We start from the raw sequence: 15129 nt of genomic DNA on the forward strand, positions 1-15129 counted from the left end.
CATTAACTCTCATAGTGTGTTACATGAGTAGTACACTAAATTGAATTTGACAAGCGATATTTGCGAAGGGGTCACTTGCCCGGTGTATGGGCCCGTTCTACGGTCGCGGGCGAGACGTTGCAATTCATCGGAGGACGCATGGCAGGCGACGCAGCACACGCAGCGGGAGAAGCCGCTGCGCATGGGTTTGATCTGTTCCCCGTCGTTGCCATTCTGGCCGCCGGTGTCATTGCCGTGCCCATTTTCAAACGGTTCGGGCTGGGTTCGGTTCTCGGCTATCTCGCCGCAGGGCTCGCCATTGGCCCATTCGGCCTGCGCATCGTCAGCGAGCCCGAAACCATCCTTCACACGGCCGAACTGGGCGTCGTGATGTTCCTGTTTGTGATCGGGCTCGAAATGCAGCCGCGACGGCTTTGGAGCCTGCGCAAGGAGATATTCGGGCTGGGTGTGCTCCAGGTCGCGACCTGCGCCGCGCTGCTGACGGGGGCCGGTGTTGTCATCGGCCTGCCGCCACTCGTCGCGCTCATTGCCGGTCTGGGGTTCGTTCTCACCTCCACCGCCATCGTCTTCCAGGTCCTTGAGGAGCGCGGCGAGATCGCTGCGCCACCGGGTCAAAAGATGGTTTCCGTGTTGTTGCTCGAGGACCTTGCCATTGTCCCGCTCCTGGCCTTCGTGGCGTTTATCGCCCCGCAGGCGGAGGATGTCTCGTTCGTCGAGCGGGTGACGGGGATCGCTATCGCCATCGCTGCTATTGCAGGGCTCGTGATCGTTGGGCGGTTCCTCCTCAACCCGCTGTTCCGCATCCTCGCCAACGCGCACGCTCGCGAGGTGATGACCGCCGCAGCACTGCTTGTCGTGCTCGGTGCAGCCCTCGCAATGGATATGTCCGGTCTCTCCATGGCCATGGGCGCTTTCCTGGCTGGCGTTCTGCTTTCCGAATCCACTTTCCGGCACCAACTCGAAGCCGATATCGAACCGTTCCGCGGCATTCTCCTGGGACTGTTCTTCATCGCGGTCGGCATGTCGCTGGACCTTGGTGTGATCGCCCAGAGCTATCCACTGATTTTGCTCGCGGTGGTTGCCTACATGATCGTCAAATCGGCCGGCATTTACGCCGTCGCGCGGTTTCTGCGCTCCTCGCATTCCGAAGCCGTCGAGCGCGCTGTGCTGATGGCGCAGGGGGGCGAGTTTGCTTTCGTGCTCTTTTCCTCGGCGCTGTCGGTCGGGATTTTGGACGCCGAGATTGCGGCCATCCTCAACGCCACCGTCATCGTTTCGATGATATTGACCCCATTGGCAATCATGGCGATGACGCGGATGCTGCCCAAACCCAAGGCCAACCTCGAGGGTGTCGAGGAGGTTCCCGATGGGCTGTCGGGCTCCGTGCTGATGATCGGCTTTGGCCGTTTCGCGCAACTGGTCAGCCAGCCGCTGCTCGCCAAGGGTGTCGACGTCTCGATCATCGATAACGACGTCGAGATGATCCGGGCTGCCGCCGACTTCGGCTTCAAGGTGTATTATGGCGACGGTACGCGTCCAGACATTCTCCACGCCGCTGGAGCGGGTAATGCAACGGCGATCCTGGTGTGCATCGACAAGCCCGACGATGCGACCCGGATTGCCGAACACGTCAAGTCCGAATATCCGCTCGCCAAGCTCTACGTCCGGGCCTTCGACCGGCAGCACGCGCTCGAACTTGTTCGGCTCGGCGTGGACTATCAGATCCGCGAAACCCTCGAATCCGCTCTCGTCTTCGGCACCGAGGCCCTGATGGCACTTGGTGTTGATGCCGGCGAGGCCCGTGAAATCGTGGACGATGTCCGCTTGCGCGACGCCGAACGTCTCGAGATGCAGATGGCTGGTGGCTTCATGGCCGGCGCCGATCTGCTCCAGGGCAATACGGGCGTTCCCAAGCCTTCGCCATTGACCAAGCCGCGCCGCCAGGGCGCGGCGATCAATCCCGAAGCCGAGGAGATCGTCTCAGCGCGGGAGCGCGGGACGGCAAAGGAAGAACGGGCGTGAGCGCTTCTCACCGCACGACGGTGATCCGCTCCGCAGCGCGTGTGATACCGGTATAAAGCCACCGCTGCGCCTCCTCGCGGAAGACGAAGCTCTCATCGAAGAGATAGACGTGGTCCCACTGGCTGCCTTGCGCCTTGTGGACCGTCAGGCAGTAGCCATAAGTGAATTCGTCGTATTGCCGGCGGAGTTGCCAGCTCATCTCCGCATCGTCGCCGGTAAAAAAGCCCAGGTGCGTGCGTACTTTGGTCTGGACCGAGGTGCGGTCGCTGTCCTCGGGATCGATGGTGAGTTCGAGCGTGCCGCCGGCGCGCTTCTTGATTTCGGCGACGGACCAGATTTGCCCGTTCAATAGCTTTTTCTGCGGATTGTTCCGCAGGCATACGAGCCTGTCGCCCTTGACCGGTATGTTCGCCGGCAAGCCCTTAAGCTCGCGAATGCGGTTGTTGTAGTGCAGCCGCGTCTTGTTGCGCCCCACGAGCACCTGATCGGCGGCGAGAACTTCCGCCTGATCGACATCCCGGCGCGACACGACCTTGCTCTCGCCATATAGGCCATAGTCGAGACCACGCCCTTCGCGGATGTCGAGCGAGAGCCGCACAATAGGATTGTCGCGCGCCTGGCGGTGGATTTCGGTGAGCATGACGTCGGGTTCTTCGGCCGTGAAGAAGCCCTGGCCCTGCACCGGCGGCAATTGAAAGGGATCGCCGAGGACGAGAATCTTGGTTCCGAAGCTCAAGAGATCCTGTCCGAGCGCCTCGTCCACCATCGAAACCTCGTCGATGACGATGAGGTCGGCGTCTGCCGCGGGCGATTCGGGATCGAGCACGAAGCGCGGCTCGCCTTCTTTCTCGCTTACGCGCGTATAGATCAGCGAATGGATGGTCGAGGCGCCTTTGCAGCCGCGCTTGCGCATGACAAGCGCTGCCTTGCCAGTGAACGCGGCGTATTTGACCGTGTCGACGTCCTGCGCCAGATGACGCGCCAAGGTCGATTTGCCGGTGCCGGCCCATCCGAAGAGCCGGAAAACCTGCTTGCCATTGGGATCGTTGAGCCAGTCCGAAACCGCCTTGAGCGCATCGTCCTGCTGGGTGGACCAGACAACCATTTATGCGCGACACTCCGGGCGGACAATGCAAAGAATCATCGAGGCGAGCCGTGACATTAGCGCGGCATCGGCATGACTGACCAGTTTGGATGAGGAACGACGATGCAACCCAAGGACGTCCTGGACTTCTGGTTCGAACAATACGGCCCGGATGACTGGTTCGGCGGCGACCGCGCGTTCGATCGTGCGTGTCACGAGGCCCTCTCGGAAGTTCATGCGAAGGCGGTCCGGGCCGAACTTTGGACCTGGCGCGAAACGCCCGAGGGGCGCCTCGCCGAAATCATCCTGCTCGATCAGCTTTCGCGGCAGCTCTATCGCGGCCAGCCGCAGGCCTTTGCATCCGACACCATGGCGGTAAGCCTTGCGCAGGAAATCGTCTATCGCGGGCTCGACACCGGGTTTGACGCGCACCAGCGGCTCTTTGCCTATATGCCCTTCCAACACGCGGAGTCGCTTGTCATCCAGGAGGAGTCGGTGAGGCTGTTCAAGTCGCTCGACAATGAAGACCTACTCAAATATGCGCTCGACCACCGCGACGTCATCGCCCGCTTCGGGCGCTTCCCCAAGCGCAATGCCGCCTTGGGCCGCGTTTCAACGCCTGAGGAAGAGGCCTATATCGCGGAGCGGTCCGAAAGCGTCTTCTGAGCCGCCGAACGCACAGGACCAAAGGCGCATTTGTCGCAGCATCCCCAAGCGCTAGAGTGCCCGCCGAACCGGATACAGGGGAAACATCCGTGGGCACGCCTTATCCCGACCTCCACCCCGATCGAGACGCGGCGCTCTCCGAGTTACACGCGCGTCCGCTGCAACTCGTCGACGCCGGCATCCGTGTGCGGCGGATCGTATTGGCGGTCGCGCCGGTGGCCGGAGCGATGCAGGCGGCCATCGAGCGCTTCCGGGACTTCGCCGCGCCACTCGGAATCGATTGCGGGCACCACGGGGCACGTCAGTACAGCTTCGAAACCGAAGAACGCCATGTCACCTGGGAATTTCATACCGAGTTCATCACCGTCACCTGGCGCGCCTCGCTCGCTGACAACGAGAATTGGCCCGACGATGTGGGGCTCGACGCTTTGGGCGGCGCCAGGCTCGTCGGCGCGACCCGGGTCGATCTGATTGAAGCGGCAACTCTGCCCGGGCCGCTTCTGGCAACATTCCGCCCCGAAAGCCTGTGCGCCGCGGCCGTGGAGGCTGGCAAGGCGCAGGTGGCGACCGATTTTGTGCCCGACGCCGACGGCTTCACGCGTTTCGAATTCGCCTCGGGCGGCCTGTCGGCCTTCCGCCGCTCGATCACCTTGCGCCGCCTGCTCGAAATCGAAACCTATCGCACCATGGCGCTCCTCGCTCTGCCCCTGGCGCGCACAACCGCCCCCTCCCTGAGGGCCGTCGAAACGGACCTGGCAGGTCTGATCGAAGGGCTTTCAGATGCAACGACGCCGGAACAGATCCAGGAGCGGCTCGCCGGTCTGCACGCTTTGTCGGTACGTTCGGGCCAGATTTCTGAAAAACTCGGCTACCGCTTCGCGGCGGCCGAGGCGTACGGGGAAATCCTGCGGATGCGGTTGGCGAAGCTGCGCGAAGTGGCGCTGGGACAGGGCTCGTCGCTGACCACGTTTATCGGCAATCGCGTTGAGCCCGCGCTGGCCACCTGCGAAGCGCTCAACAAGCGGATCGCGGTGCTTTCGGCCAAGATCGAGCGCGGCATCGAGCTGTTGAATTTGCGCATCGGGCTCGACATGCAGATCCAGAACACCAAGGTGCTCGAAACCATCGCCGAAACCGCCAAGAGCCAGTTCCGTCTGCAGCGGACGGTCGAAGGGCTCTCGACGATCGCGATCACCTACTACCTGCTCGGCATCATAGGTTACGCGCTGGCCGGACCGCTTTCGATGCTGGATTGGGACAAGACCCTGACGCTATCCATCGCCGCGCCATTCGCGCTTCTGGGTGTCTGGCTCGCGATGCGGGCAATCCGCAAGAAGGCGCATTAACCGCCTAGCGATTGGGCGTTCAGGGCGAACGCGTCCCGCGGCACGAGTGCGCCATGATGGCCGATAACCACGCCTGCCGTCGCATGGCCCTGGCGCGCTGCCGCCTCGGGGTCGGCGCCGCAGAGCCTTGCGGCAATATATCCGCCATTGAAGCTGTCGCCCGCGCCGGTAGCATCGACCACGCTGTCGACGCTGTCCGCCGGCACGCTGACGCGCCGCTCCCGCGTGACGACCAATGCAGGGTCGCCCCCGTTTTTGACCACGACTTCGTCGGCGCCGCCGGCAAGGTAGCGGTCGGCCGTAGCGCTCGCATCCGTGTCGCCGAAATAGCGGACTTCGTCGGCATGGGTGGGCAGGACGAGGCTCGCAACGCGCGCCGCGGCCGTAAGGGCGTCCCGCACGGCATCGTCGTTTGACCAGAGCGCGGGCCGGATATTTGGATCGAACGCCACCATCGCGCCGGCGCGCCGGCGTGCGCCGATCGCGGCGATGAGGCGCTCCCGGGCTTCGGGCGCAAGGATCGCAAGCGTGATCCCTGAAAAGTAGATGACCTGCGCGTTTCCGAGCGCGGCGTCGAGCCGATCTTTGTCGTCCGCCAGCAATTTGGCGGCGGACGTATCGCGCCAGTAGGTAAAGTGCCGGTCGCCATCGGCCTGGTGGATCATATAGAGGCCGGCACGCTTGCCGGCGATCCTGGTGATAAGTTCGGTACCGACGCCGCTTGCGGCGATATGGGCGACCATCCGTTCGGAGTAGATATCGTCCCCGACCGCCGTGAAATAGTCCACCTGCCAGTCGGCGGCCAGCGCGAGCCTGAGGTAATAGGCGGTGTTAAGGGTGTCCCCGGCGAACCCCAGCCGGTAGGTGTCCTGCTGTCCGCCGCTCAGCTCCACCATGGCCTCGCCGACCGAAATGATAAGTTTGCTCATTGCGCCGCCGAAGCGAGATAGGCTTCGGGCGACATGACGATCTTGTCGTCGATGTCTCCGATCGCGCCGAAATCCTTGCCTTCGTAGGAGATCGCCCAAAGTACGGACTGGATCGCGGCAAGCCGCGCGCGTTTCTTGTCATTGGCCCGAATGACCGTCCAGGGCGTATCCGGCGTGTCGGTCGCGGTGAACATCGCATTACGCCGCTCAGTGTATTCTGACCACATGTCGAGCGCGCGCAGATCGACGGGCGACAGCTTCCAGACCTTCACCGGATCGTGCCGCCGCTCGTGAAAGCGCTTCAACTGCATCTCGCGCCCGATCTCGAGCCAGAATTTGAACAAGTGGATGCCGTCATACTTGATCATGCGCTCGAATTGGGGCGCCTCTCGCAGGAATGCTTCGGTTTGCGCTTCCGTGGAAAAGCCCATGACCGGTTCAACGACGGCGCGGTTGTACCAGCTGCGGTCGTAAAGCACGATTTCGCCCCCTGCCGGAAGATGGGCGACATAGCGCTGGAAATACCATTGCGAGGCTTCGCGGTCGGACGGCTTGGGCAGGGCCACCGTGCGCGCGTTGCGCGGATTAAGGTTTTCAAGGATCCGCTTGATCGTCCCGCCCTTGCCCGCCGCGTCGCGGCCTTCGAACAGCGCGAGCACCCGCTCGCCGGTTTCGTGAAGATGGCGCTGGAGCTTGACCAACTCGATCTGCAAGGCTCGCAGCCGATCGTCGTAGTCGTCGCCATCCAGAGTTTCGTCGTACGGATAGCCGCCACTCTTCAAGGCGTTCTTTTTGATCGACTTGGGGAGGTTGGGGTCGTCGAGATCGAATTCTGGCATGAAACGCGTCCGTTGCTCGTCAGGGTGTGGATATCTTTGTACATCTCGCACGTGGGTCTGGTCTTCCCGGACCAATATCATGGCAATGTCATATGGCCACGATAAGCGCAATGACACTATGGATGAGTCTGTTGCAATGAACCGGAACCGGACCGACAGGGCAAAGCTGCGCTCCCATTTCGGAGGGCCTGTCAGCCCTGAGCACGCCATTGGCCTCGGGGCCTCGGCGATCGTTCTGCTGCTGGCGTTCTTTGGGCGCCTTGCCTGGTCCGATGCGGTTCTGGGCGTTCTTGCCGTTATTGCGATAACGCTGGTGGCGACACGCCTCGTTGTGCGGCCTGCAGCGGAAAACGAGGATGCGAACGACAAACCGGGCATCGCGCCGCCGGTCGCCCACTTCGCCGATACGCTCACCCAGCCCTGTCTGGTCATCAACGATCGGGCAGTCCTGATCTATCACAACCCGGCCGCGGCGCAGCAGTTTCCGCGCGCGCGGGCCGGCGATCCGCTTGCCTTCACGCTGCGCGATCCCGACCTCGTCGAAGCTATCGACAGGGCACTGCTGACCGGCGCGGCCCAGCACGTTGAAGTGCACCTGACGGTACCCAACGACACTTGGTACCGCGCCGCCGTCGTGCCGTATCGCACCGAGGGCGATGACGGCGAAGACTATGTCACGATTACGCTTTTCGACTTCACCGAGCAAAAACGCACCGACCGGATGCGCGCTGACTTCGTCGCCAATGCGAGCCACGAATTGCGCACGCCGCTAACCTCGCTGATGGGGTTCATCGACACATTGCAAGGATCTGCCGCCAAGGATGAGGCGGCCCGCGCCCGGTTCCTCGGCATCATGCGCAATCAGGCCGAGCGGATGTCCGGACTGATCGACGACCTGCTCTCGCTCTCGCGCATCGAATTGCGCCAGCACGTCAAGCCGACCACCGAAGTCAATCTCAACCTGCTGCTGCGCGAGGTCGCCGAAGGCCTTGAGCCGCGTCTGGAGGATGCTGGCATCAAGCTCAGTCTCGACATACCGGACGAGCCGATTACGGTGATCGGCGACCGCCAGGAACTGTTCGAAGTCCTTGAGAACCTTGCGGACAACGCCATTAAGTATGGCGGGGACGGCGGGCGGATCGACATCGGGCTGACCCCCGGTGCGAGCCGTACGGGAGCCCATCACGCCATTGCCGTTACCGACTACGGGCCCGGTATCGCGCAGGAGCACGTGCCGCGCCTGACGGAACGCTTTTACCGGGTCGACGCGGAATCGAGCCGCAAGAAGAAAGGCACCGGCCTGGGCCTTGCCATCGTCAAACACATCGTATCGCGCCATCACGGCGAGATGACGATCCGTTCGACGGTGGGCGAGGGGACGCGAGTCGAAATTCTCTTGCCGCGCTAGTAGCGCATCGCTGTGAGCGCGCGATCCGCCGGAGTCGGTCTTTGGCGGAATGCGTTGAAATTTCTGTAACAAAAGGCGGCATGTTCGCGCATCCGGTCCTGCGCGGATCGAGTTTGCCGTTATTTCCCAGTCGCTTAGATTGTCATCCAACTGTCACCTGAGTGACATAGAAGCGTTAGGGGCCGGTTTTAGGGTGCGCCTCCGTCAAGGGTCGAGATCATGCAAAATGCTGGTCTCGTCAGTTTTTCCAAAGGGGGCGCAAGGCCCTGAAATGCTTTTCAAAGGAAGGCAAGAGATCATGAAGACCGCACTTATGACGAGCGCCGCTGCACTCGTTGTCGCCACGCTCGGCGCGACCGCTGCGCAGGCGCAGAGCCGTGACACCATCCAGATCGCTGGTTCCTCCACGGTCCTCCCCTTCGCCTCGATCGTTGCTGAAGAATTCGGCGCCGCTTACCCCGAATTCAACACCCCGGTCGTCGGTTCGGGCGGTTCTTCGGGCGGTCTGCGCCAGTTCTGCGAAGGCGTCGGCGAAAACACCATCGACATCGCGAACGCGTCGCGCAAAATCCGTGAAGGCGAAATCGAGGCTTGCCACGCTGCAGGTGTTGAAGACATCCGTGAAATCGTGATCGGTTACGACGGCATCGTCTTCGCCGTTGGCGCCGACAAGGCCGATTTCGCTCTTGAGCCGATCCAGGTCTACAAGGCCCTGGCCGCTCAGGTCCCGATGGACGGCGAAATGGTCGACAATCCCTACACCAACTGGTCGGAAATCGACGCTTCCCTGCCTGATCAGGCGATCGCCCTCGCCATCCCGGCCTCCAACCACGGCACCCGCGAAGTGTTCGAGGAAAACGTCGTGCTGCCGGGCTGTGAAGCTGCCGAGCTGCCCGAAATGGGCGAAGACGAAATGGAAGCGGCTTGCCTTTCGTTCCGCCAGGACGTTGTGGTCGAGATCGCCGGTGACTACACCGAGACCCTCGCTCGCCTCGAAGCCAACCCCGACACCATGGGCGTCTTCGGTCTTTCGTTCTACGACCAGAACCGCGACACCCTGAAGGTTGCGACGGTTTCCGGCGTCGAGCCGACCATGGACACGATCGCTGCCGGCGAATACCCGGTGTCGCGTCCGCTCCAGTTCTACGTCAAGGGTCAGCACGTCGGCGTGATCCCGGGCATCGAAGAGTACGTTGCTTTCTTCCTTTCCGACGCGATCGCCGGTGCCGGCGGCCGTCTGGAGGAAGCTGGTCTGATCCCGGCCTCGGCTGATTTCCGCGCTCAGGAAGTTGCCAACTTCAACGAAGGCATCCAGGCTGGCGAAGAATAAGCCGCCGCTTGCATGACATAGCGGAAGCGCCCCGCGGCGCTTCCGCACCCCGCTTTTCTTAGAGCATTGCTCGAAACGCCATAATACAGGCCCGTGCCAAGGGCTGCGCACAACAGGAAGGCAAACGGAATGAATGCGTTCATCGTCGCAGCGGTGCTCCTTGTCCTGCTCGGTCTTTCCTATCAGATGGGCTGGTCGAAAAGCCGGGCCATCGCCGGCACGGGGCAGCGCCTGCATTCCCGTCCTGCCTATCACGGCGCTCGCGTCGCCATATGGGTTCTGGCGCCCGCCATCCTGATCGTCGGCCTCTGGGCCCTTTTCGGTCCGGGTGTGACCGACGGCTTCATCCGGTCGCAAATTCCGGCCGACATCGCCGCGACACTCGAGCCGGGCCAACTCGTCAATTCGGTCAATCGCATCAAGGCCATCGCGTCCGGCTATGGCATCATCGGCGAGCCACAGCCCTACGAGGCGGCCGCGGCCGACGCATTGGCCCAGTTCCAGCTCTACAGCTTCCTCGTCGTCATCATTGCGGCTGCCGGCATCGGCATCCTGGCGCTGCTTTATGCACGCAGCCGGATCGTGCCGGGCCTGCGCGCCCGTAACCAGGTCGAGCGCGTCGTAACGCTCGGCCTGCTATTGTGCTCGGCGGTTGCCATTCTCACCACTCTGGGCATTGTCGCCTCGCTGCTTGTCGAAGCGATCCGGTTCTTCACCTTCATCAATCCGCTGGACTTCTTCTTCGGGACGGTCTGGAACCCGCGCTTTTCCACAACGGGCACCGGCGGTGAAGGCGATTATGGCCTCATCCCGTTGCTCTGGGGCACGATCATGGTTGCGACGATCGCCATGCTCGTCGCTGTCCCGGTCGGACTTATGGCCGCGATCTATCTCTCGCAATATGCCCACCCCCGCTTGCGCAATGCGGTCAAGCCGATCATCGAAATTCTCGCGGGCATTCCGACCATCGTCTACGGCTTCTTCGCGCTAGTCACGGTTGGACCGTTCCTTTCGGGTCTGGGCGATGCTGTCGGGCTTGATATCCGCGCGACCAGCGCGGCGACGGCAGGCCTCGTGATGGGGATCATGATCATCCCCTTCATCTCCTCGCTTTCGGACGACATTCTGCGCCAGGTGCCGACGTCGCTTCGGGATGGCTCTTTCGGCCTGGGTGCCACGAAGTCCGAAACGATCCGCCGGGTCATCCTGCCCGCTGCCCTGCCAGGCATTGTCGGCGCGTTCCTGCTCGCGGTTTCGCGCGCTATCGGCGAAACGATGATCGTGGTTCTGGCGGCAGGTAACAGCCCGATCCTGCGGTTCAATCCTTTCGAGCCGACATCCACGGTTACCGTGACCATCGTGAACCAGCTGACCGGCGACAGCGACTTTGCCGGGCCTCAGTCGCTCGTGGCCTTTGCGCTGGGGCTGACGCTCTTTGTTCTGACCCTTATCCTCAACGTTGTCGCACTCTACATCGTGCGCCGCTTCCGGGAGCAGTACGACTAGCCATGACGGACGCAACCCAGACACTCACCGGCGACGCGGCGACACAGGCGCGTATTTCCGCGATCCGCTCAGGCCTTGCGAGGCGCCATCGTTCCGAAGCGATCTTCCGCGGACTTGGGATCGGGGCGATTCTCCTTGCGCTCGCTCTGGTCGGCACGCTGTTCTATCAGGTGTTTTCCAAGGGCACGCCGGCCTTTTTCCAGGCGACCTTGCATCTTGACGTGACCTTCTCCGAGGATGTCGTCACCGTCGGGCCGGCGCCGCAGCGGGAACAGGGTATGTCGAACGCCGAGTTCCAGGCGGCGATGCTCGATTGGCGGCGCGGGCTCGCGCTGGTCAACTGGAACGGGTTGATCGAAGGCGCCGTGCGCGAAAAGGCGCCCGGTTTCGAGATCGATGCAGGCGACATCCGGCAACTGGTGGATAACAATGCGGGACTGACCCTGCGCTCGATGTTCGAGAACGATCCAAGCCTATTGGGCCAAACCGTTCCCGTAAGCCTGCTGGCCTCGGCAAATACCGACAACTGGCTCAAAGGCACCATCGACCGCAGCCTGCCGGACGACCGGCAGCAGCTGTCCGCCCCCACCCGCGAACTCGCCGACAGGTTCCGCGCCAACGGCGTCATCGGCATGGATTTCGCCTGGCACATCTTCACCAATACCGACTCGCGCACCGCGCCGGCAGCGGCCGGTCTCGCCGGTGCCTTTGTCGGCTCGCTCTACATGATGGTGGTGGTGATCCTGCTCGCAGTGCCGATCGGGGTCGCAAGCGCGGTCTATCTCGAGGAGTTCGCGCCGCAGAACCGGGCGACGGACCTTATCGAGGTCAACATCAACAACCTCGCGGCCGTGCCCTCGATCGTATTCGGCCTGCTGGGCGCGGCGGTGTTTATCAACTATTTCCGCCTGCCGATCTCCGCACCCATCGTCGGCGGCCTCGTGCTCACGCTGATGACGCTGCCCACCATCATCATCGCGACCCGCTCCGCGCTGCGTCAGGTCTCGCCTTCGCTGCGTCAGGCCGCGCTCGGGCTCGGGGCCTCGCGCACGCAGATGGTGTTCCATCACGTGTTGCCGCTCACCTTTCCGGGCATCCTCACCGCGACCATCATCGGCGTCGCGCAGGCGCTGGGCGAAACCGCCCCGCTGCTTCTGATCGGCATGAACGCCTTCGTTGCCTCGATCCCCGCGACGCCATTCGACCAGTCCACGGCGCTGCCGGTGCAGATCTATCTCTGGCAAGGCAACGAAAACCGCAATTTCTTCGAGGCACGGACCTCGGCTGCGATTATGGTCCTTCTGGGCCTGATGATCCTCTTGAATGCCATCGCCATCTTCTTGCGCACACGATTGGAGCGCCAAAAATGACAGTCGAAACCACTATGGACAGGAGCGCCACGCCTCCGATGGACCAAAGCAACGCAGCGGTCGGTGAGACCGGCTATCAAACCGTGCGTACCCCCGACGATACCGGGCACCCCGCACGTCTCAAGGCGAACGGCGTTTCGGTTTTCTACGGTGAAAAGCAGGCGCTGTTCGACGTTTCGATCGACATTCCCGAAAAGGCCGTCAGCGCCTTTATCGGCCCCTCGGGTTGCGGCAAGTCCACCTTCCTGCGCTGCATCAACCGCATGAACGACACGATCGAGGGGTGCCGCGTGGCCGGCAGTGTTACCCTCGATGGCGAGAACCTCTACGATCCGAGCCTCGACGTTGTCGAACTGCGCGCACGGATCGGCATGGTGTTCCAGAAACCCAACCCGTTCCCCAAGTCGATCTTCGAGAACATCGCCTACGGTCCCAAGATCCACGGGCTCGTGCGCAACAAGACCGATCTTGAAGAGATCGTCGTCTCGTCCTTGCAGAAAGCCGGGCTCTTCAACGAGGTCAAGGATCGCCTGCATTCGCCGGGCACTGGGCTTTCCGGCGGTCAGCAGCAGCGCCTGTGCATCGCGCGCGCCATTGCGGTTGGTCCCGAAGTCATCCTGATGGACGAGCCTTGCTCGGCGCTCGACCCGATCGCCACCGCGGTCATCGAGGAACTGATCGACGAGCTGCGCGAGAATTATACGATCGTCATCGTCACTCACTCGATGCAGCAGGCCGCTCGCGTCTCGCAAAAGACCGCGTTCTTCCACCTGGGCAAGCTCATCGAAGAAGGGCCGACCGAAGGGATCTTCACCAATCCCAGGGACAAGAAGACCCAGGACTATATTACCGGCCGTATCGGTTAGCAGGGGAACCAACATGCCGACCAACGAACATATCGTCGCGTCCTACGAGGACGAACTGACCGAACTGGCCCGCTCGATCTCCGAGATGGGCGGCCTTGTCGAAAAGGCCATCGCCAACGCCGCCGAAGCCCTTGTCCGCAACGACAAGGAAGTCGCGCTCGCGACCGTCGCCGCCGACAAGAAGGTCGACGCGATGCAGCAGGAGATCGACGAGATGGCCGTGTCGATCATCGCACGCCGTCAGCCCATGGCCTCGGACTTGCGGCTCGTCATTGCCTCGATCCACGTGGCGAACGATCTCGAGCGCATCGGCGACATGGCCAAGTCGACGGCCCGCCGCTCGACTGAAATCGACGGGCTCGCCGCCTCGACCCAGTTCAAGAACGGCATGCGCCACATGTCCGAACTGGCGCTGCGTCAGGTCAAGCTCGCGCTCGATGCCTTTGCGTCCAAGGACAAGGACATGGCCATCGAGGTCGTTGAACGCGACACCGAGGTGGACGCGCTCTACGTCTCGCTGTTCCGCGAACTCCTCACGTACATGATGGAAGACCCGCGCAACATCACCATGTGCACCAATCTTCTGTTCTGCGGCAAGAACCTGGAACGTGTCGGCGATCACGCCACCAATATTGCCGAGCAGGCCTATTTCCTGGCCACCGGCAAAACGTTGACGGCGGATATCGAGGACCTCAAACGCGAGCAGATCAAGAGTTAGAGCGTTTTCGGGAAAAGTGAATACCGCTTTTCCGGTTCGAAAACGCACCCACGGATGGAATAACCATGGTGCCACACGTATTGGTCGTCGAGGACGAGACCGATCTCGTCGAACTGCTGCGTTACAATCTCGAAGCCGAGAATTTTGCAGTTTCGACGGCTGAAGATTCCGACGAAGCGATGCTGCGCATCGCCGAGAACCGCCCGGATCTGATCCTGCTCGACTGGATGCTGCCGGGGACATCGGGTATCGAGATCTGCCGCCGCCTGCGCGCCCGCGAGGAAACCGCGCGCGTGCCGATCATCATGCTCACCGCGCGCGGCGAGGAAGAAGAGCGCGTGCGCGGCCTGGCGACCGGGGCGGACGACTATGTGGTCAAGCCCTTCTCGCTGCCGGAACTGATGGCGCGCATCAATGCGCTCCTGCGCCGTTCCAACCCGCAATTGATCGCGGCGATCCTAAAGGCGGGGGACATCGAACTCGACCGCACCACGCACCGCGTGCGCCGTTCGGGCAAGGAAGTGCATCTGGGGCCGACCGAATACCGGTTGCTCGAATACCTGATGGGCAATCCCGGCCGCGTCTATTCACGCGAGCAACTGCTCGACGGCGTCTGGGGCACGGACGTCTATGTCGACGAACGCACGGTGGACGTCCATGTCGGCCGTCTGCGCAAGGCGATCAATCGGGGCCGGGCCAAGGACCCGATCCGGACGGTGCGCGGCGCGGGATATGCGTTCGATGAGAAGTTCGTCACGCCCTAACGCCAGGCGCGTTTCGAGCGTGCTCAATCGTCCGACGGCCGTGAAGCCTCGGTCTTTAGGGTAGGGCGGTATGCGGCGAGACGTGGCCTCATACTGAGTAGATATAGATGTGGGAGGCACGCCTCGCCGCATACATCCGGGATTTTCGGCTTATGGATACCCCGCCGGGGACGATCCCCTCCCTCTTTCGAGGGTATGGCGCGCTGATCCTGGCCCGACGCATCGGGGGACGTGTCGCCTTGGCGCGAGTGAGCACCCTTTGGGCCTCCGCTGGAGCGACC

Annotated in this window: 13 protein-coding genes; 10 read left to right on the forward strand and 3 right to left on the reverse strand. The window is 62.4% G+C overall.

What is annotated here, in order from left to right:
• The first annotated feature begins 138 nt into the window (after positions 1-138).
• Entirely contained in the window at positions 139-2022 is a 1884-nt protein-coding gene (locus LSG43_RS03625; protein ID WP_231801361.1) for a monovalent cation:proton antiporter-2 (CPA2) family protein, read from the forward strand.
• A gap of 7 nt (positions 2023-2029) precedes the next feature.
• On the opposite strand, the gene LSG43_RS03630 is transcribed toward LSG43_RS03625, so the two are convergent.
• The gene (locus LSG43_RS03630; protein ID WP_231801372.1) at positions 2030-3127 is read right to left on the reverse strand and encodes an ATP-dependent DNA helicase; all 1098 of its coding nucleotides are present in this window, start codon (positions 3125-3127) and stop codon (positions 2030-2032) included.
• A 102-nt stretch (positions 3128-3229) separates the two neighbouring features.
• On the opposite strand from LSG43_RS03630, the gene LSG43_RS03635 reads away from it, so the two are divergent.
• Positions 3230-3772 (forward strand): DUF924 family protein, encoded by a 543-nt coding sequence (locus LSG43_RS03635; RefSeq protein WP_231801373.1) that lies wholly within the window; start codon positions 3230-3232, stop codon positions 3770-3772.
• An 89-nt stretch (positions 3773-3861) separates the two neighbouring features.
• Positions 3862-5118 carry a DUF3422 family protein gene (locus LSG43_RS03640; RefSeq protein ID WP_231801374.1) on the forward strand — a complete coding sequence of 419 codons (1257 nt, stop codon included), beginning with the start codon at positions 3862-3864 and terminating at the stop codon, positions 5116-5118.
• On the opposite strand, the gene LSG43_RS03645 is transcribed toward LSG43_RS03640, so the two are convergent.
• Together LSG43_RS03645 and ppk2 are read right to left on the reverse strand one after the other, a co-directional pair.
• A complete protein-coding gene (locus LSG43_RS03645) occupies positions 5115-6047 on the reverse strand; it encodes a sugar kinase (protein WP_231801375.1) in 933 nt (310 codons plus the stop codon). The genes LSG43_RS03640 and LSG43_RS03645 overlap by 4 nt on opposite strands.
• On the reverse strand, positions 6044-6886 hold the full coding sequence (ppk2, locus tag LSG43_RS03650; protein ID WP_231801376.1) for a polyphosphate kinase 2: 843 nt from the start codon (positions 6884-6886) through the stop codon (positions 6044-6046). Before ppk2 ends, LSG43_RS03645 begins: the two co-directional genes overlap by 4 nt.
• 136 nt (positions 6887-7022) lie before the next feature.
• On the opposite strand from ppk2, the gene LSG43_RS03655 reads away from it, so the two are divergent.
• The 7 genes from LSG43_RS03655 (at position 7023) to phoB (ending at position 14848) form a co-directional block, all read left to right on the forward strand.
• Positions 7023-8294 (forward strand): sensor histidine kinase, encoded by a 1272-nt coding sequence (locus LSG43_RS03655; protein WP_231801377.1) that lies wholly within the window; start codon positions 7023-7025, stop codon positions 8292-8294.
• 298 nt (positions 8295-8592) lie between these two features.
• A complete protein-coding gene (locus LSG43_RS03660; RefSeq protein ID WP_231801379.1) occupies positions 8593-9624 on the forward strand; it encodes a PstS family phosphate ABC transporter substrate-binding protein in 1032 nt (343 codons plus the stop codon).
• Positions 9625-9753: 129 nt separating this feature from the next.
• Positions 9754-11130, forward strand: a complete 1377-nt coding sequence (gene pstC / locus LSG43_RS03665; RefSeq protein WP_231801381.1) for a phosphate ABC transporter permease subunit PstC — start codon at positions 9754-9756, stop codon at positions 11128-11130.
• A 2-nt stretch (positions 11131-11132) separates the two neighbouring features.
• Positions 11133-12500, forward strand: a complete 1368-nt coding sequence (gene pstA / locus LSG43_RS03670; protein WP_231801383.1) for a phosphate ABC transporter permease PstA — start codon at positions 11133-11135, stop codon at positions 12498-12500.
• Between the two features lie 38 nt (positions 12501-12538).
• Complete coding sequence (gene pstB, locus LSG43_RS03675; RefSeq protein ID WP_369412457.1) at positions 12539-13366, forward strand: phosphate ABC transporter ATP-binding protein PstB; 828 nt, start codon at positions 12539-12541, stop codon at positions 13364-13366.
• 13 nt (positions 13367-13379) lie between these two features.
• Positions 13380-14084 (forward strand): phosphate signaling complex protein PhoU, encoded by a 705-nt coding sequence (phoU, locus tag LSG43_RS03680; RefSeq protein ID WP_231801387.1) that lies wholly within the window; start codon positions 13380-13382, stop codon positions 14082-14084.
• A 65-nt stretch (positions 14085-14149) separates the two neighbouring features.
• A complete protein-coding gene (phoB, locus tag LSG43_RS03685) occupies positions 14150-14848 on the forward strand; it encodes a phosphate regulon transcriptional regulator PhoB (RefSeq protein ID WP_231801388.1) in 699 nt (232 codons plus the stop codon).
• Positions 14849-15129: the final 281 nt, after the last annotated feature.

Source organism: Pelagibacterium xiamenense (genome assembly GCF_021166475.1).
GTDB lineage: Bacteria > Pseudomonadota > Alphaproteobacteria > Rhizobiales > Devosiaceae > Pelagibacterium > Pelagibacterium xiamenense.